Below are 18487 nucleotides of genomic sequence, written 5' to 3' on the forward strand. Positions count from 1 at the left end.
GCACACCACAGGAGACCCATGAACATCGTCACCCCGCAGGCATACGCGCGCGAGATCGCCGCCGAGGCCGTCCCGGGCCTGCCCGCCGACTTCCGCTGGGGCGTCGCCACCGCCGCCTACCAGATCGAGGGAGCGGCCGCCGAGGACGGCCGGACCCCGTCCATCTGGGACACGTACTGCAGGGTGCCGGGCATGGTCGTCCGCGGCGAGAACGGCGATGTCGCCTGCGACCACTACCACCGGATGCCCGAGGACGTGCGGCTGATCGCCGACCTGGGCGTCGACACGTACCGGTTCTCGCTCGCCTGGCCGCGCATCCAGCCGGGCGGCCGGGGCCCGGCCAACGCGAAGGGCCTGGACTTCTACCGGCGCCTCGTCGACGAGCTGGAGTCCAGGGGCATCACGCCGTGGATCACCCTCTACCACTGGGACCTCCCGCAGGAGCTGGAGGACGCGGGCGGCTGGCCGGCCCGTGACACGGCCTACCGTTTCGCCGAGTACGCCGCCCTCGCCTACGACGCGCTCGGTGACCGGGTCAAGCACTGGACGACGCTGAACGAGCCCTGGTGTTCGGCCATGCTCGGTTACGCGTACGGCAACCAGGCCCCCGGCCGGAAGAACTTCGGCGACGCGATCCACGCCGTCCACCATCTGCTCCTCGGCCACGGCCTCGCCGCGCGGGCCATCCGCGAGACGGCCGCCGCCCGCGGCAACGAGCTCGAACTCGGCATCACGCTCAACCTCGGTACCGCCACCCCCGAGACCGACAGCCACGAGGACGCCGAAGCCTGCCGACGTGCCGACGGCCTCGGCCGCCGCCTCTACCTCGACCCGATCGTCAAGGGCGCCTACCCCGAGGACGTCATCGCCGACCTTGCCCTGCAGAACGTCGAACTCCCGGTCGAGAAGGGCGACTTGGCCGTCATCTCCACCCCGATCGACGTCCTCGGTGTCAACTTCTACCGGGGCACGCTCTTCTCCGGCTTCACCCAGGAGGGCTCACCGGTGGGCGCCGACGGCCTGCCCGTCACCCGTGGTGTGGAGCGCGACCTGCCGCGTACCGCGATGGACTGGGAGATCACCCCCACCGCCCTCACGGACCTGCTGGTGCACCTGGAGAGGGACTACGGCGTCCCGACGGTCATCACCGAGAACGGTGCCGCGTTCGACGACACCGTCTCCGAGGACGGACAGATCCACGACGCCGACCGCACCACCTACCTCGCCGACCACATCACCGCCGTGGCCGCGGCCCGCTCAGAAGGGGCGGATGTCAGGGGCTACTTCGCCTGGTCGCTGATGGACAACTTCGAATGGTCCTACGGCTACGACAAGCGGTTCGGCATCGTCCGCGTCGACTACGACACGCAGGAGCGGACGCTGAAGGACAGCGCCAAGTGGTACCGCGACACGATCCGCCTCACCCGCGACGCGTAGTCCGGTCGGCGCGCGGGAAGCCGGCCCGTGTGGGTGACCGGGCAGGCGTCAACCACGTGGGTTAGCTTCGAGATATGCGGAACGGGCTGTTCCTGACCTTGTTGGCCGGCCTGCTGCTGATTCTGTCGGCGGTCGTGCTCGCCGATGCGTCGACCGCTGCACCCGCCGCGGTCGGTGCATCGACCATCAACGATGTCGCGCAGGCGCTGCGCAAGAACCCGGTGTACGTCGACCCGGCCGCCGCCGCCCAGCTCTCCCCGGGCCAGGCGGCCGCCCTGACGAAGAAGATCAAGGACGCCGACAAGCCCGTGTTCGTGGTCGTACTCCCGCGGACCCCGGCGTTTCCCGAGCAGAGCCTGCTCACCACCCTGCGCGCGGACACCGGCATCACCGGCGTCTACGCGGTCCGTCTCGGCAACGGATTCAACGCCGGCGCCGACCCGCGGGTGATGTCCACCCGAACGGTCCAGAACCTGACCGCCGCGGTCAAGGCGCCCGGCACGGACATCGATGCCGCGACCCAGCTGAACGCCTTCGTGGACCGGGCCGTCGAACAGGCCCGGGGCAGGGCCCCCGCCTCCTGGGGCGGCTCCTCGGCGGGCAGCGGACCGTCGTCCGTCGTCGGACTGATCACGGCTGCCGCGATCCTGGTGCTGGGCGCCGGTACGGCGTACACGATTTTCCGGCGCAACCGGAAGCGCAAGGAGAACGAGGAGCAGGCCGCGCTCGACAAGCTCCGCCTCGTCGTGGACGAGGACATCACCGCGTACGGCGAAACCCTGGACCGGCTGGACTTCCACCCCGCCGAGCCGGGCGCCGACGACGTCATGCGCGGCGACTACGAACGGGCACTCGACTCCTACGAGAGCGCGAAGACCCGCATGTCCCGGGCCCGGCGCCCGTCCGACGTGCGCGGGGTCACCCAGGCCCTGGAGGACGGCCGGTTCTCCCTCGCGGTCCTTCAGGCCCGCCGCACCGGCACCGAGCCGCCCGCCCGCCGCCCGCCGTGCTTCTTCGACCCGCGCCACGGCCCCTCGGTCGCCGACGCCCGGTGGTCCCCGTCCGGCGGCACGGCCCGCGAGGTCCCGGTCTGCGCGGCGGACGAGATCCGGCTGCGCGAGGGCGAGGAACCGCTGAGCCGCACCGTCGACACGGGCGACGGCCGCCGCCGCCCGTACTGGGAGGCGGGCCCGGCGTACGGCCCCTGGGCGGGTGGCTACTTCGGCGGCGGTCTGCTCCCCGGCCTGCTGGCCGGCACGGTCCTCGGCTCGATGCTGTCCTCCCCGGCGTACGCGGACGAGTACGGCGGCGGAGACTTCGGCTCCGGCGGTGACTGGAGCGGCGGTGACGGCTCCGGTTCCGACTTCGACACCTCCGGCTTCGACGGCGGGGGCTTCGGCGGGGGAGGCGACCTCGGGGGCGGCGGCGGATTCGACGGGGGCGGGTTCTGAGCCGTTGATCAGCGAACTCTCGGGCAGGGGCGATTCATGCTAGACCTGAAGTCATGTCTGGTATCGGCCGATTTCGGGCGAGGCTGCGGCGCACCGTCCGGCGACCACATCGGCACGATGGGGGGCGCTCGGGCCAAGCTCCCGCTGCGCCGCCCGACCGGAACATGACTCACTGTTCCCCGGGGAGTGAACTGCGCGCGCTGTTCAGCGTGCGCACCCTGGCGGGCCAGGTCTTCTGCTTCGTGCTCGCGCTCGTACTGCTGCTCGTCGCCGCCGCCGCGATCGCGCTGGTGGTGCAGAGCCGCCGCGACAGCCTGGAGGAGGCCAAGCTGCGCACCCTGAGCGTGGCCCAGACATTCGCCGACTCGCCGGGGATCGTGGAGGCGCTGGGCACCAAGGACCCCACGGCGATCCTGCAGCCACGCGCGGAGGAGACCCGCAAGGAGGCCCATGTCGACACTGTCGTCGTGATAAGCGTCCACGGCGTCCGCTACACCCACCCCGACCCCGCGCTGATCGGCAAGCACGTCGTCGGCCCGTACAAGGAGGCCCTGGCGGGTCATGCCTTCACCCGGAGCTTCCGCGGCAGCCAGGGGCCCTCGGTCAACTCGGTGGTGCCTGTCGACCGGCCCGACGGGAAGGTCGTCGGCGTGGTGTCCGTCGGGCTCACCGACAAGTCGGTGAACATGGTGGCCGACCGGTCCATCCCGCTCAGTGCCGCCGCGGCGGTGGTCGCCGCGGCGATCACCACGGGCGGCGCGGCGCTCGTGAGCAGACGGCTGCGCCGTCAGACGCACGGCCTCGGACCCGCAGAGATGACCCGGATGTACGAGCACCACGACGCGGTGCTGCACGCGGTCCGCGAGGGCGTCCTCATCGTCGGGGCCGACCACCGGCTGATGCTCGCCAACGACGAGGCCCGCAGACTCCTCGACCTCCCGCTGGACGCCGAGGGCCGCGCGGTCGCGGACCTCGGGCTGCCCCCGGCCACCGCGGAGCTGCTCGTCTCCGGCCGGACCACCACCGACGAGGTGCTGCGCAGCGGCAACCGGCTGCTGGCCGTCAGCCTCCGCCCGACGGACACGCGCGGCGCACCCCGGAGCACCGTGGCGACCCTGCGGGACACCACCGATCTCAGTGCGATCTCGGGCCGGGCGGAACTCGTGCATGAACGCCTGCTGCTCCTCTACGAGGCCGGTGCCCGGATCGGTACCACCCTCGACGTGACCCGGACGGCCCAGGAGCTCGCGGACGTGGCGATCCCCGGATTCGCCGACGTCGCCACCGTCGATTTCGCTCCCCCCACCGTCCCCGGGGAGAGACCGGCCACGGAGACCGGATCCCCGCTGGACATGCGCCGTACCGCGATCGCCGCCGCGGACCCGGACCAGCCGTTGTTCCCGGTCGGACGAGAGGTCGGCTTCGTTCCCAACAGGACCGGGGCCAAGCGCGTGAACATCGCGGAGGCCGGGCTGGGCACCGAAGTGATCACCGCGCTGGGCTGGCGGCACTGGTCCGCCGAGCATGCCAGGGACATCCTGGACTACGGATTCCACTCGGTGATCTCCGTACCACTGCACGCCCGCGGATTCATTCTGGGCCTGGCCAACTTCTGGCGCGCAGGCGACAGGGCTCCGTTCGACGCCGACGACGAGTCCTTCGCCGAAGAGCTGGTGGGACGGGCGGCCATCAGCCTGGACAACGCCCGCCGGTACACACGCGAGCACGAAATGGCCGTGACACTGCAACGCAGCCTGCTGCCCCGCGGCCTGCCCGAACAGAACGCCCTCGAGGTGGCCTACCGCTATCTGCCGGCGCGCGCCGAGGTGGGCGGCGACTGGTACGACGTGATCCCGCTGTCGGGCGCCCGCGTGGCGCTGGTCGTCGGTGACGTGGTCGGCCAGGGACTGCACGCCGCCGCCACCATGGGGCGGCTGCGAACCGCCATCCACAACTTCTCCACGCTGGACCTCCCGCCCGACGAACTCCTCGGACATCTCGACGAACTGGTCAGCCGGATCGACCAGGACGAAGCGGCCGGCGACGGCGTCGAGATCGCCGGAGCCACCTGCGTGTACGCGATCTACGACGCGGTCTCCGGTAACTGCTCGGTGGCCCGGGCCGGCCATCCGGGGCCGGTACTGGTCCTGCCCGACGGCACCGTGGAGTTCTCCGAGGTTCCGGTCGGTCAGCCCCTCGGCATCGGCGGCATGCCGTTCGAGGCGGCCGACTTCCACGTACCCGAGGGGAGCCGTCTGGTCCTTTACACGGACGGCCTCGTCGAACGGCGCGACCAGGACATCGACACCGGACTGGAGCTGCTGCGCGACTCCCTCGCGGGTCGCGACCGGACACCGGAGGAGACCTGCGACGACGTGCTCGCCGCGATGCTGCCCGGCCAGCCGAGCGACGACGTGGCCCTCCTCGTGGCCCGTACCCGCACGCTCGATCCCGACCAGGTCGCGCGGTGGGCCGTCGCCACCGATCCGTCGGCCGTCGCCGGAGTCCGAAAGAACGTCACTCAGTGGCTCGCCGACCGCGGCCTGGACGAGGAGGCGTTCACCACCGAACTCATCCTGAGCGAGCTGGTCACCAACGCGGTGCGCTACGGCACCGGACCGATCGAGGTCCGCCTGCTCTACGACCGCAACCTGATCTGCGAAGTGTCCGACACCAGCAACACCTCACCGCATCTGCGGTACGCGGCGACGACGGACGAGGGCGGCCGGGGCCTGTTCCTCGTCGCCCAGTTCGCCGAGCGCTGGGGTACCCGTTACACCGACAGGGGCAAGGTGATCTGGTCGGAGCAGACGGTCGGCGAACCGGAGACGGACGAGGGGGCTTGAAGCGTTGCGGAAGGCCGTGGGCGTTGTCGCCCGACATGCCTGCGGGGAGCGGCCGTGACACGCTGAAACGGGGGGTCAGGCCGGTCGCGGCACCGCTGGGCCGGAGCGACGGCTCTGCCACCCGAGGAGATCGAAATGGCCAGTGAAACCACCGGAACCGGAGCGAGCAGCACGAACCCGAGCCCCACGCACGCGCCCGTATCCGGTACCACCGCCTTCGCGGCGGTCCTGATGGTCGTCGGCGGAGCGATGGCGATCTTCGAGGGGGTCGCGGCCCTCGCGAAGGAGCATTTGTTCGTCGTGACGCGCCACTACCTGTTCGAGTTCAGCCTGACGGGCTGGGGCTGGGTCCACCTCATTCTGGGCATCGCTCTCGTCCTCGCCGGCTTTGCCGTGCTCGGCGGAGCCCTGTGGGGGCGCTTTTTCGGTGTCGCAGTCGCCGGCCTGGGGGCGATCGCCAACTTCCTGTGGCTGCCGTACTACCCCTTGTGGGCCTTGGTGCTGATCGTCATCAACATCCTCGTCGCCTGGGCGCTGTGCATGGGCATGCACCGAGAAGCGGACGCGGGCCGCTTGGCCTGACCCGCGTCTGCCCGCGTCAGGCCGCGTCAGGCCGAGAACGCGCACCCTGCCTCACGGAAGGTGGCGAGCTGTGCCCGGCGCCCCACGACGCCGAGCGCCCGCCTCCCGCCCCAGGCGGGGGAGGGGGAAGACAGGCGCGCTCGGGTTCGGCGTGAGCCGGAAAGCGTCAGGCCTGCGGTGCGGCGGCCTTGATGGCGGAGATGTCGAAGTTGAGCTTGACCTTGTCGCTGACCATGACGCCGCCGGTCTCCAGCGCGGCGTTCCAGGTCAGGCCCCAGTCGGAGCGCAGGATGTCCGCGCTGCCCTCGAAGCCGACGCGCTCGTTGCCGTAGACGTCGGTGGCGGAGCCGTTGAACTCCAGGTCGATGGCGAGGGGGCGCGTGACGTCCTTGATGGTGAGGTCGCCGGTGACGCGGTACTTGTCGCCGCCGAGCTGCTCGGCCTGCGTGGAGCGGAACGTCATGAGGGGGAACTTCTCGGCGTCGAAGAAGTCGCCGCTGACCAGGTGGCCGTCGCGGTCGGCGATGCCGGTGTCGACGCTGGCGATCCTGACGTCGATGGAGGCGGCGGAGTTCGCGGGGTTGTGGCCGTCGAGCTTCAGGCTGCCCTCGTGCTCACCGAAGGAACCGCGCACGTTGGTGACCATGGCGTGGCGCACGGTGAAGCCGATGCTGGTGTGCGCCGGGTCGATCGTGTAATCACCGGTGAGGGCGGCCAGGGCCGGGTCCACGGCGGGGGTGGTGGCGGACGGGGCGTTGTTGTTCTTGCGGTTGAACAGAGCCATGGCTCCTCCTCGGGGGACGTGATCGAGTGGCGATCGAAGTGTTTGTTTAACCTTCAACGAGATTGACTGTAGCGCGATCTAGTTCAAAGTTCAACATCGAGGGACCGGATTGTTGTGCAAGAAGGGTCGTTCGCTGCCTCCCCCTCTGGCGACGCGCGTAGAACTCGGGCAGTATTCCCGTGCCCATACTTGTCATGAGCAGGAGGAGTCCCCCCATGGTGTCCCGTATGACCCTGCGCCCCGTCCTGACCGCCCTCGCCCTCGTCCTCGGCGTCCTCTTCGCCCCCGGCGTCGGTGTCCTCGGCGGAGGTGCCACCCAGGCCCACGCCGACACGAAGCTCACCCACGCCCAGGCCACCGCCCGGTTCAGCTCCTCCGGGATCACCTGGTCGTCCTCCGGCGGCTGCTCCAACCGCAACGTCGCCACCTGCACCTCGTTCGACCAGCTCAACCTGGCCACCGCCCAGGGCGCCCAGACCCTCAAGAGCGCCACGGGCTGCGCGCTGAACATCACCGGCGGCACCGAGACGGGCCACGCCAGCGGTACGTACTCGCACTGGAACGGCTACAAGCTCGACTTCGGCAAGTCCACCTGCCTCACCAACTACGTCCACGGCGTCTTCGCCTACATCGGGCTGCGCGGTGACGGCGCACCTCAGTACAAGTCCGGTTCCGGCAACATCTACGCGGACGAGGGCAACCACTGGGACGTGACGTACTACAACTGCGGCGGCTGCTGACTTCCGCGCCGCGGGCTTCAGTTCGTGCGGGTGCCCCGTTCGCCGGACGGGGCACCCCCACACGGGTGCGCGATCACGTCGGCAACGAGCCGACGGTCAACACCGCTTGGTCCGGGCAATGAGCCGGGTGCCTTTCCTTGGGAAGATGTCTCGTCGCCGGAGACGGCGCGGTTGCCGGTGCGCGAGGGAGGCCATCGCGTTTCGGTCAGCCAGTTCGGCGGGAGCGGGAGCGGGCCAGCCAACCGAGGGTGACGGCGATCAGGCCTACCAGCATGGCGACGTAGGCGCCGCCCAGCCCGTTGCCGGTGCCGAGACCACCATCGGCGGTGGCCGCGACCGCCCCGCCGACGACCACGGCGATCAGCCCCGCCACGAGAGCCGTGACGGCCCCGTTCCGCCGGGCCCAGGTGCCGATGTGACCCTGACCGGTGGAGCGGGCCAGAGCCAGGCCGCCGTTGACCGCGCCGAGGAGGCCGACCAGCGCGGCCAAGGACGCTCCGACGCGGCCGGCGCTCAGGGTGTAGACGCTTGCGGCAACCGGCTGGACAGAGGGGTCCGCGGCCGCCGGTTCGGCGAGCACGAGACTGCTGATCAGGGCGGCTCCGGCCACGGCAAGCACAGTGCGGACTGACATGAGGTGCTCCTTCTCCTCACGGGAACTGGATCACCCGAGCATGTCCGCCCGACCCGCCTCCGGTCGTCCGGCGGACGCAGACACTTCGCGCTGCCGCGGACGCCGCAGGCGCCGCGCACGTACCGCGTCCGTGGTAGCCGAGCACTCGTCCGCGAGCGGGACTCGCCCGGGGCCGCATCCGGCTAGGGTGCGCGCATGAGCACAGGATGGTCCGGTGTCCCGGCCGGTGTGAGGGACTGGGCGATCGCCGTCGGCGTGGCGGCGACGCTGCTGGTCACCGGCCTGTCCGAGCGCAACTCCGGTACGGGCCTCGACCTGCTCGGCTGCACGCTGCTGGCGGCCGGCGGCCTGGCGCTCGTCCGGCGCCGCCGGACTCCCGTTCCCATCCTGGCCGCCACCGGGCTGTGCGCGGTGGGGTACCAGGCGGCCGGTTTCGATGTGCCCGCCGTCGCGTTCCTGTTCGCGGTGTACGCGGCCGTACGGGAGGGACACCGCGGCGTCACCGTGGTGGCGAGCGTGGCCGTGCTGGCCACGCTCCCCCTGGCTGCCCTGGCCTCGGGCCTGCACGACACGGGCGAGGCGTTCGCGCAGGCGCGCGGTGCCCTGGAGATCGCCTGGCTGGTCGCGGCCGGGGCCGCGGGTGAGGCGCTGCGGCAGGCCGAGCGGCGGGCGGACGAGGCCGAGCGCACCCGTGAGGAGACCGCGCGGCGCCGTGCCGACGAGGAACGGCTGCACATCGCGCGGGAGTTGCACGATTCGCTCACCCATCAGATCTCGATCATCAAGGTGCAGGCCGAAGTCGCCGTCCACGTGGCCCGCAGGCGTGGCGAACAGGTGTCGGAGGCTCTGCTGGCGATCCAGGCTGCCGGACGTGAGGCGACTCGGGAGCTGCGCGCGACCCTGGGGGCGCTGCGCGACGACGAGACGACCCCGCCGCGTGGTCTCGACGACGTCCCGGAACTGGTGGAACGGGCCCGTTCCATCGGCCTGGATACGACGCTGACGATCGAAGGACAACGACACGATGTGCCGGCTGCGGTGGACCGGACCGTCTACCGGATCGTTCAGGAGTCGCTCACCAACATCGCCCGTCACGCGGACGCCGCCACGGCGTCGGTCCGGATCGACTGCCGACCGGACGTCCTCGGGATACGCATCGATGACGACGGCAAGGCCGCGCCGGACGCCGCCCCGACACCCGGCGTCGGGCTGCTCGGCATGCGCGAACGAGTCACCGCCCTCGGCGGGCGGCTGCGCGCGGAACCGCGCGGCGAGGGAGGCTTCACCGTCCAGGCCGAACTTCCCGTGGATCAGACGCCGTGATCCGTGTCCTGCTGGTCGACGACCAGCTGCTGATTCGCAGCGGATTCCGCGCGCTCCTCGACCTCGAAGACGACATCGAGGTGGTGGCCGAGGCCGCCGACGGGAAGGAGGGCCTGGCTCTGGCCAGGGAACACCTGCCCGACGTCGCTCTCATCGACATCCAGATGCCGGTCATCGACGGCATCGAGACGACCCGGCGCATCGCCGCGGACCCGACCCTGGCCCGGGTGCACGTCGTCATCCTGACCAACTACGGCTTGGACGAATACGTCTTCAACGCGCTGCGCGCCGGCGCTGCCGGATTCCTCGTCAAGGACATCGTGCCGGAAGACTTCCTGCACGCCGTACGCGTCGCCGCGCGCGGCGACGCCCTGCTCGCCCCCTCGATCACCCGCAAGCTCATCAACAGGTACGTCACCCAGCCGTTCAACACCGGCGCCGAGACGGGGCTGGATGAGCTGACCAACCGCGAACGCGAGGCCGTCGTCCTGGTCGCGCAGGGCCTGTCCAACGACCAGATCGCCGGCCGCATGGTGATCAGCCCGATGACGGCGAAAACCCACATCAACAGGGCCATGGCCAAGCTCCACGCCCGTGACCGCGCTCAGCTCGTAGTCCTGGCCTACGAATCCGGCCTCGTAACCCCACGCAACTCCTGACATCCAGGTCCACAGCCGGCAGGCCGGCCCGTCGGAAAGGTGAGGTACCGGTGAAGCACTCCGCAGGCCCGACGCGGCCCGGCCGCCGCCGTCCGAACTTGTGGCGCTGGCTGCGCCCCCGGAGTTCACGGGCGTTCGTCCTCGGCATCTGCATGGCCGTCGGCGGGCTCGCCGGCGGGGTGCGCTCCGCGGTGGACGGAAAGGGGATCTGGACGGCCTTCGGCATCTTCGGCGTGGGGGTCCTCGGAGTTGTTCTCACCCTTGCGTGGATCGTGACGTACACGCGGGAGCATGGACGAGAAGGCTCGGGCACAGCGGCCGGGTCGCGGACGCCGTCCGGATCTAGAAATGAGCCGGCCTGCCCAGCAGTTCGGGCCAGGCGGCCGGTCGCGATCCCGCCGACGCCCACATCACGCGACAGCTACACGCGGACGGTCATGGTCACGGTCACCTCGTCACCTGCCGAGAGTCCCTGCGGCTTGCGGACCGCGTTCTTGAGCGGCAGCAGGTAGCTGCCGTCCTTGGGGAAGAGCGACGTGGTGAAAGTGGTCGCGCCGATGCACGCGTCCACGGGGACCGCGCCCCAGCCGTACGTGGCCAGCGCAGCCACCTCGCGGATGTCGGCGGCCTGGTCGTCGGGCACGGCGGCGAAGTAGAACGGTGAAGGCCCCCGCCACTCGATGACGCGGCCGGTGAATACAACGTGCACGAGGTCGATCCGTTCATCGAGGGAGCCGAATGTCGGGCAGCGTACATGCGGGCTCACTCGGCACGAGAGGTGGCGGTCGCCCGCCTGCGGGAGGCGACCGCCACCCGCAGGATCAGGCCCCCACGGTCACCGTGGAGCGGCGCGGGCTGCCGTCGTTCGCGGCGCCTGAGACGTCGGGTTCGCCGTTGGGGCGGACGTCGTCGTACGGGAAGGCGTAGCCAGCAAGTCTTCACAACTCGTCACATCGAAAGGGAGGTTGCGGATCGGCACGCCGGGCCGCGGTACCGTCAGACCGTGGCGTCCAGGAACGCGGTCCAGGCGGCGGGGGGAACGGTGAGGACGGGGCCGTCGGTGACCTTGGAGTCGCGGATGTGCACGGCGGCGGGGTGGGTGGCGACCTCGACGCAGTCACCGCCCTGGCTGCTGCTGTAGCTCGACTTGCGCCAGTCGTAGGCGACTTCGATGCAGGCCCCGCCCTGGTCGCTGCTGTAGCTGGACTTGAACCAGGCGAGGGCGGCGGTACGGGGAGCCGGGTGTGCTGCGCGGGTCATGTCTCTCCAAGCAGTTCGTCCAGTAGGCGTGTGCTCTTGTCGACGGAAAGCGCCTGCGAACGCAGCATCCCATATTTCTGCTGGAGCACACTGACGTCATCTGGGTCCTCGTGCAGGTAGCTGGTCAGCTGACCCTCCACGTAGACGAGGTGGTCGTGATCGGGGGTCTCCAGCAGCACCATCGGCCCCGCCAGCCCGGCATGCTTCGGAAGCTTCATCGGCATGATCTGGAGCCCGAGAAAGGGGAGTTCCATGCACTGGCGCAGATGCCGGATCTGCTCCCGCAGCATGGCGGGGTCGCCGATCTCGCTGCGCAGAATGCTCTCCTCCAGCAGGAAGTGGAGCATGGGGCGGGGTCTGCGGTCGAGGAGCTTCTGTCGGTCGAGTCGACCTGTCACCCACTCCTCCCGCTCGTCCTCTTCGAGGGGTGGGTAGAGGCAGGAAAAGACGAACCGGATGTACTCCTCCGTTTGGAGCAGCCCGGGCACGACCTGGTTCTCGTACCAGAGCAGCGTCACCGCCTCCTGCTCGTACTCCACGAAGTCCTGCACGAACGCCGGGAACCGCTCCTTCTGCGGCACCTTCGACACCGCTACCTGCAACGTCCCTTTCGTATCCAGCAGTTCATCCAGCTGGACCGCGAAGTCCCACTGCAGTGTTCTGCGACCCTGCTCGATCGACGCGATTGTGTCCTCGCCCACGCAGCACTGATCGGCCAGCGCCGTCTGCGTCATCCGGGCCGCTTTGCGGAACGTGGCCAGTTGCGCACCGATCAGGTGCCAGGACGTGATCCGCTTGTTCCTTTTTGCCGGTTGCATGAATTGCCTCTCCCCGTCGCGAACCCCGATTGACCCGTCAGAAGCCGTACAACTGCCCTGTACGACCCGACGCGCTGCTCAACGGTAGTGACTTTGTGTGACGTTGGCGGCGTGAACGAAACAACTCGACTCTCCTGCTTCCGCGAGGTGTTCCACCGCCGGGAACGCCGATCCGTCCCGCTCGTACGGCAGTTCGTGCGTGAGGCTCTCGTCGACTGGGCGTGCGACGTCCGGGTCGACGACGTATTGCTCTGCGTGAGCGAACTCGTCACCAATGCCTTGCTGCACGGCGTCCCGCCCGGGCGTGGGTTCCGCCTCCGCCTCTGCTTGGAACCGGCCGACGGCACCCTGCGCATCGAGGTCCACGACAGCGGTGACGGGGAGGTCCGGCTCGCTGATTCCTGGGCGGCGTCCGATGAGGAAGGGGGCCGTGGGCTGCGGCTGGTGGCGGCGCTCGCCGACAAATGGGGGGTGGGGGAGCGTAACCCCGGCAAGGTGGTGTGGTGCGAGTTCGAGGCGTTGTCGGGGTGCGTCGCGGAAGTGCGACGAGATTCGGGCGAGGGCAACCACGGGGACGTGGCGTACTTCAACTGCGGCGGCTGCTGACCAGCCTGCCGCAACGCACATGCGCGGCTGCCCCCGTTCCAGCCGGAACGGGGGCAGCCGCGGACCGTCGGCGATCATGCGCAGCTCCGGCCACGGGTGCCGCCACTCGAGTTCACCGCTGCGGGTCCCCCGAGAGCAGCCCTTCCCCGGCGCCGGCGGCTGGGGAGCCCTCAGGACTTCGGCTGGGTGAAGCGGATGCGGTTGCCGAAGGGGTCGCGCAGGCCGCAGTCGGTTCCGTACGGGCGATCGGTGGGCTCCTCGGTGAACTCGACGCCCTGGGCGAGCAGCGTCTCGTACGTCTTGCGGCAGTCGTCCGTGGTGAAGATGAGCCAGCCCCCCATCGCGCCCTTGGTCACCAGCTCGCGGACCTGCTGTGCCGTCTCCTCGGACATCGCCGGGGCGCCCGGCTTCTCCAGCAGGATCTGGCGTTCCGGGTGGCCGGGGACGCTGACGGTCAGCCAGCGCATGAAGCCCATGTCGACGTCGGTGTTGACCTCCAGGCCGAGCTTGCCGACGTAGAAGCCGAGGGCCTCGTCCTGGTCGAGGACGTAGATCTGTGAGTGCGTGATGGCGTTGAACATGTGCATCACGCTACTGGGCGGGCCGGACGGAAACTTATCCAAAACTGCTCAGTCGACGGACGGTAGGTGTGGGTGCGGGCGATCAGGTGTTCGGCCGCGTCCACGCCATCGTGAAGCACGTCGGTACGTTCGCGGCCGCGGCTTCCTTGCGGTACGTCCTCGGTGACCGGCCGACGATGTCGCGGAACGTGCGGCTGAAGGTTCCTGGGCTGCCGAAGCCGACTTCGAAGCAGATGTCCGTCACGCTGCGCCCGGTCTCCCTCAGCAGGAACATCGCACGCTCGACACGGCGGCGCTGCAGGTAGCGGTGCGGGGTCTCGCCGAACGTGGCCCGGAAGGTGCGGGTGAAGTGCGCCGGGGACACATGGGCGATCCGGGCCAAAGCCGGGACGTCCAGCGGCTGTGCGTAGCCGCGGTCCATCGCATCCCGTGCCCGGAGCATGCGGCGGTTGGTCTCTTCAGCGGCGCGGCTCACGGCGCCATCACACCACGGTTCTCCGCCGCCGTGACAGATCCGGTGAACGGTCGGTCGTCCGCCGTCCCCGTCCTCACCTGCACTCCGGCCACTTGGACTTACGCAACAAGGTTGTTGGACTGGAGCGCCCCGAGGAGCCGCACGTCGTTGACGGTGTCCGGACAGGGGGACTACTCAGAGCACATGTCACGAAGATTCACTTCGGCGGGCGCTGTCGCCGCCGCCTCAGCCGCCGTCCTGGCGCTGGTGGGGACCGCACTCCCCGCCACCGCCGCCGCTCCCGTTCCCGCCGCAGTCGAGTCGGCCGTGCCCGCGGACGCCGCCGTCATCCGGTCCGCGCAGCTCTCGGTCGCTGTCGCCGACGACTTCCCGCGCGTCCTGGCGTACACCGACAAGGCCAGTGGTAACCAACTGCTCGGCAGTACGCAGCCGGTCACCGCCGTCACCCTGAACGGCACCGCGCACCCCGTGAAGCTCAAGGGCGCCCCCGAGATCACCGCCTCGGCCGCCCGTTACACGCTGACCTTCACCGATCTGCCCGGCATCGAGATCGACGCCTCGCTCTCCGTCTCCGGACGCGCCACCACCTTCAAGGTGACGGCCGTCCGCGACACCGAGGCGTTCCGCGTCGGCACCATCGACATTCCCGGCCACGACCTCGTCTCCGTCGGCTCCACGGACACCGGCGCCGCCACCGCCTTCACGCGGCTGGACAACGACTCGACGAAGACCGCCGACGTGTTCGCCGCGGTCACCCCGGACACCGCCGCCGACAAGGCGCCCGTCGGTGCCTCGTACGCCATCGTCAATACCGGCTCCCTGGCCGCGGCCGTCGAGTCCAACTCCTCGTACGACAAGCCCTCCGGCGCCACCGGCGGCGACGGCGCCCGGTTCTGGCACCAGGCCCGCAAGGCCGACGACGGCAGCGTGCGGGTCGGCGTCTGGTCCGGGCAGTGGACCTACCGCGGCGAGGGCGCGCCGAAGCCGGAGAGCGGGGACGCCCTGCCCTGGGCTAAGGTCGTCGTCACCCCCGACGCCAACGGCGACAAGTCGGTCGACTGGCAGGACGGCGCCGTCGCCTTCCGCTCCATCGGCATCACGGCGCCCGGCAGCAAGGACACCCCGGACCGGGTCATCACCCACATCCCGTTCAACTTCGCCAGCCAGGCCACTCACCCCTTCCTGCGCACGCTGGACGACGTCAAGCGAATCTCCCTCGCCACCGACGGCCTCGGGCAGCTGGCGCTCCTCAAGGGGTACGCCTCCGAGGGCCACGACTCCGCCCACCCCGACTACGGCGGCAACTACAACACGCGCGCCGGCGGGCTCAAGGACCTCAACGCGCTCCTCAAGGACGGCAAGAAGTGGGGCGCCACCTTCGGCGTCCACGTCAACGCCACCGAGGCGTACCCGGATGCCAAGGCCTTCGACGAGAAGCTCGTCGACAAGACCAGGCCCGGCTGGAACTGGCTCGGCCAGAGCTACTACATCGACCAGCGCCGCGACATCAACAGCGGCGATCTGGCCAAGCGCTTCCAGCAGCTGCGCGACGAGACCGACCCCAACCTCAGCCTGCTCTACATCGACGTCTACTACACGCACGGCTGGATCGCGGACAAGACCCTGCAGTCCGTGCAGAAGCAGGGCTGGAACGTCGCCTCCGAATGGGCGGACAAATTCGAGCGCGGCTCGCTCTGGTCGCACTGGGCCAATGACCTCGACTACGGCGGCGCCACCAACAAGGGCCTCAACTCGAAGATCATCCGGTTCATCCGCAACGACGAGAAGGACGTCTGGAACAACGACCCGGTCCTCGGTCAGACCGCCATCGAGGAGTTCGAGGGCTGGACCAACGAGACCGACTGGAACGCCTTCTACGACAACGTCTGGCAGCGCGACCTGCCCGCCAAGTACCTCCAGCAGCAGAAGATCACCCGCTGGAACGGCAATGACATCGCCTTCTCCGGCGATGTGCGGGGCACCGTCGAGGACGGCAGGCGGACCTTCTACGACCACGGCCGCAAGGTCCTCAGCGGCACCGACTACCTGCTGCCGTGGGACGGCGGCAAGAAGCTGTACCACTACAGCAAGTCCGGTGGTACGAGCAGCTGGGCGGTGCCGTCGGGCGGCACGTACACCGTCTACAAGCTCACCGACAACGGCCGGGTCAAGACCGGCACCGTTCGCCCGGTGGGCGGGAAGATCACGCTGACCGCCGAGGCCGGACAGCCCTACGTCCTCTACCCGAACCAGGCACCCAAGGCCGCCGACGCCAAGTGGGGCGAGGGCACCCTGGTCGACGACCCCGGCTTCAACGACAACGGGCTGACCGCCTGGTCGAAGACCGGAACCGTCGCGCGCGACACCGACGGCCAGGGCCGCAACAGTGCCAGGCTCTCCGGCACCGGCACGGCGGCGCTCGCCCAGAGCATCACCGGCCTCAAGCCCGGCACCCGCTACACCGCGTCCGCGCTCATCGAGGTCCAGCCCGGAAAGACCCGGCACACGACGCTCTCGATCGGCGGGAAGTCCGTCGCCGTGGACCGCTCCACAGCCAAGGACTACGTCGCCGCGTCCGACTGGCACGGCACGTACTTCCAGCGCGCCAAGGTGAACTTCACCGCCCCCGCGAACGGCCGCGCCACGCTCCGCATCGAAGCGGCCGACGGCAGCACGGCGACGGTACGGGCCGATGACGTACGCATCGTCGCGAACGCTCCGGCCACCCGCGAGAACACCGTCGTGTACGAGGACTTCGAAGATGTCGACCAGGGCTGGGGCCCCTTCCTCAAGGGCGACGCGGGCGGCTCCACCGACCCCCGGACCGTCCTCTCCCAGCTGCACGCCCCGTACACCCAGGCCGGCTGGAACGGAAAGCTCATCGACGACGTCATCGGCGGCAAGGAGTCCCTCAAGGCCCACGAGGAGAACACCGGACTCGTCTACCGCACCGCCCCCTGGACCGTGCCGATGACCGACGGTCACCGCTACAAGGTCGAGTACGACTACCAGTCCAGTCACTCCGGCGCCTACGAGTGGGTCGACGGCTACGACCGGATCACCGCCGAGGGCAAGCCCGCCTCGGTCGAGACCCGGACCACCCCCATCGGACAGCAGCGCACCACCGGCCACTTCGCCGAGACCGTCACCGCTGGCTGCGGCGACACCTGGACCGGGCTGCGCAAGCGCGGTGACGCACCCGACGGCGCCGACTTCGTCCTCGACGCGTTCACCGTGACCGACCTCGGCCCGGCCCCCGCCGGCGAGCTCGCCGCCTGCGGCACGCTCGGCGTCGACCCGGCCGCCGAGACGCTGGAGCCGGGCACGGCCAACACCGTCAAGGCGAGCTTCACCAACTACGAGGCCACCGCGGCGACCGGCGTCGCGCTGAGCCTGACCGTCCCCGAGGGCTGGCAGGCGGAGCCCACCGGCGCCGTCGCCTTCGACTCGGTCGCCGCGGGCGCGAAGGTCACCGGCAGCTGGCAGGTTACCCCGCCGGTCGACGCCAAGTACCAGACGTACAGCCTGAGTTCCCGGGCCACGTACACGGTCGGCGGTACGCAGCGCACGCTCGGCGCGCAGACCTCCGTACGGACCCTGCCGCCGCCGCCCACCACGGACAGCTGGGCCAGCGACCTCGACTGGACGGCCGCCGAGAACGGCTGGGGGCCCGTCGAGCGGGACCTCTCCAATGGCGAGCAGGGCAGTGGCGACGGCACCCCGCTGAAGATCGGCGGCACTACCTACACCAAGGGCCTCGGCAGCCACGCCCCGGCGAAGATCCGCTACTACCTGGGCGGCAAGTGCACCTCCTTCACCGCCGAGGTGGGCGTGGACGACGTGCAGGCCTCGCGCGGCAGCGTGCAGTTCAGCGTCCTGGCCGACGGCACCGAGAAGGTGAAGTCGCCCGTACTGAAGGGCCCCGACAGCGCTTGGTCGCTCACGGCGGACGTCACCGGCGCCAAGTACGTCGACCTGGTCGTGGGCGACGGTGGCGACGGGAACGGAAACGACCACGCGGACTGGGGTGACGCCCGCTTCCATTGCGGCGGTTGAGAACGGAGGGGGCGGGGCGGGTGCGTACGACGAGCACCCGCCCCGCCCCCTTTCCCACCCCTTGCGCGATGGCGTCCACCCCCCTGACGCCCCGGAGCCACACACGCCGACCCCTTCGCCTCCCGCCTTGCCGAAACCGGCACAGTGAGGCCGTCCCGGCGGACCCCGGCATCGAGGTGCGGTCCACCGGCGGGCGCCTGGTGCTCAGGGCCGAACCGGGGACGGAGGGACGCAC

General features: G+C 70.0%; 16 protein-coding genes and 1 pseudogene. 9 read left to right on the forward strand and 8 right to left on the reverse strand.

What is annotated here, in order from left to right; genetic code table 11:
- Positions 1-18: 18 nt before the first annotated feature.
- The 4 genes from OG306_RS27555 to OG306_RS27570 all read left to right on the forward strand — a co-directional run bounded on the left by OG306_RS27555 (position 19) and on the right by OG306_RS27570 (position 6316).
- Positions 19-1437 (forward strand): GH1 family beta-glucosidase, encoded by a 1419-nt coding sequence (locus tag OG306_RS27555; protein WP_266905301.1) that lies wholly within the window; start codon positions 19-21, stop codon positions 1435-1437.
- A 74-nt stretch (positions 1438-1511) separates the two neighbouring features.
- Complete coding sequence (locus tag OG306_RS27560; RefSeq protein WP_266748819.1) at positions 1512-2888, forward strand: hypothetical protein; 1377 nt, start codon at positions 1512-1514, stop codon at positions 2886-2888.
- Between the two features lie 164 nt (positions 2889-3052).
- Entirely contained in the window at positions 3053-5734 is a 2682-nt protein-coding gene (locus OG306_RS27565; protein ID WP_266748821.1) for a SpoIIE family protein phosphatase, read from the forward strand.
- 135 nt (positions 5735-5869) lie between these two features.
- The gene (locus OG306_RS27570; RefSeq protein WP_266748822.1) at positions 5870-6316 is read left to right on the forward strand and encodes a DUF7144 family membrane protein; all 447 of its coding nucleotides are present in this window, start codon (positions 5870-5872) and stop codon (positions 6314-6316) included.
- Between the two features lie 166 nt (positions 6317-6482).
- On the opposite strand, the gene OG306_RS27575 is transcribed toward OG306_RS27570, so the two are convergent.
- The gene (locus OG306_RS27575) at positions 6483-7100 is read right to left on the reverse strand and encodes a YceI family protein (RefSeq protein ID WP_266748824.1); all 618 of its coding nucleotides are present in this window, start codon (positions 7098-7100) and stop codon (positions 6483-6485) included.
- 215 nt (positions 7101-7315) lie between these two features.
- Between OG306_RS27575 and OG306_RS27580 the strand changes: the two genes are divergently transcribed.
- A complete protein-coding gene (locus OG306_RS27580) occupies positions 7316-7840 on the forward strand; it encodes a hypothetical protein (RefSeq protein WP_266748826.1) in 525 nt (174 codons plus the stop codon).
- Between the two features lie 205 nt (positions 7841-8045).
- Here the strand turns inward: OG306_RS27580 and OG306_RS27585 are convergent, their stop codons facing one another.
- Positions 8046-8474, reverse strand: a complete 429-nt coding sequence (locus OG306_RS27585) for a DUF6223 family protein (RefSeq protein ID WP_266748828.1) — start codon at positions 8472-8474, stop codon at positions 8046-8048.
- Between the two features lie 195 nt (positions 8475-8669).
- Between OG306_RS27585 and OG306_RS27590 the strand changes: the two genes are divergently transcribed.
- Together OG306_RS27590 and OG306_RS27595 are read left to right on the forward strand one after the other, a co-directional pair.
- Positions 8670-9797 (forward strand): sensor histidine kinase, encoded by a 1128-nt coding sequence (locus OG306_RS27590; RefSeq protein ID WP_266748829.1) that lies wholly within the window; start codon positions 8670-8672, stop codon positions 9795-9797.
- Positions 9794-10456 carry a response regulator gene (locus tag OG306_RS27595; RefSeq protein ID WP_266748830.1) on the forward strand — a complete coding sequence of 221 codons (663 nt, stop codon included), beginning with the start codon at positions 9794-9796 and terminating at the stop codon, positions 10454-10456. Before OG306_RS27590 ends, OG306_RS27595 begins: the two co-directional genes overlap by 4 nt.
- Before the next feature lie 421 nt (positions 10457-10877).
- Here the strand turns inward: OG306_RS27595 and OG306_RS27600 are convergent, their stop codons facing one another.
- The 4 genes and pseudogenes from OG306_RS27600 to OG306_RS27615 all read right to left on the reverse strand — a co-directional run bounded on the left by OG306_RS27600 (position 10878) and on the right by OG306_RS27615 (position 12534).
- Positions 10878-11165 carry a DUF1905 domain-containing protein gene (locus tag OG306_RS27600; RefSeq protein WP_266748833.1) on the reverse strand — a complete coding sequence of 96 codons (288 nt, stop codon included), beginning with the start codon at positions 11163-11165 and terminating at the stop codon, positions 10878-10880.
- A gap of 112 nt (positions 11166-11277) precedes the next feature.
- Positions 11278-11385, reverse strand: a pseudogene (locus tag OG306_RS27605) (beta-1,3-glucanase family protein); the annotation flags it as partial.
- 67 nt (positions 11386-11452) lie between these two features.
- Positions 11453-11716 (reverse strand): DUF397 domain-containing protein, encoded by a 264-nt coding sequence (locus OG306_RS27610; RefSeq protein ID WP_266905299.1) that lies wholly within the window; start codon positions 11714-11716, stop codon positions 11453-11455.
- Positions 11713-12534 carry a helix-turn-helix domain-containing protein gene (locus OG306_RS27615; RefSeq protein WP_266905297.1) on the reverse strand — a complete coding sequence of 274 codons (822 nt, stop codon included), beginning with the start codon at positions 12532-12534 and terminating at the stop codon, positions 11713-11715. The genes OG306_RS27610 and OG306_RS27615 overlap by 4 nt, the downstream gene beginning before the upstream one ends.
- 111 nt (positions 12535-12645) lie before the next feature.
- Here OG306_RS27615 and OG306_RS27620 point away from each other — a divergent pair, with 111 nt between their 5' ends.
- Positions 12646-13140, forward strand: a complete 495-nt coding sequence (locus tag OG306_RS27620; protein ID WP_266905295.1) for an ATP-binding protein — start codon at positions 12646-12648, stop codon at positions 13138-13140.
- Positions 13141-13310: 170 nt separating this feature from the next.
- Here the strand turns inward: OG306_RS27620 and OG306_RS27625 are convergent, their stop codons facing one another.
- Both OG306_RS27625 and OG306_RS27630 read right to left on the reverse strand, forming a co-directional pair.
- On the reverse strand, positions 13311-13721 hold the full coding sequence (locus tag OG306_RS27625) for a VOC family protein (protein ID WP_266905293.1): 411 nt from the start codon (positions 13719-13721) through the stop codon (positions 13311-13313).
- Positions 13722-13803: 82 nt separating this feature from the next.
- A complete protein-coding gene (locus OG306_RS27630) occupies positions 13804-14196 on the reverse strand; it encodes a helix-turn-helix domain-containing protein (RefSeq protein WP_266905291.1) in 393 nt (130 codons plus the stop codon).
- Between the two features lie 183 nt (positions 14197-14379).
- On the opposite strand from OG306_RS27630, the gene OG306_RS27635 reads away from it, so the two are divergent.
- Positions 14380-18252, forward strand: coding sequence for an endo-alpha-N-acetylgalactosaminidase family protein (locus OG306_RS27635; protein ID WP_266905289.1), 3873 nt, complete (start codon positions 14380-14382; stop codon positions 18250-18252).
- The last annotated feature ends 235 nt before the right edge of the window (positions 18253-18487 follow it).

The organism is Streptomyces sp. NBC_01241 (assembly GCF_041435435.1).
Taxonomy (GTDB): domain Bacteria; phylum Actinomycetota; class Actinomycetes; order Streptomycetales; family Streptomycetaceae; genus Streptomyces.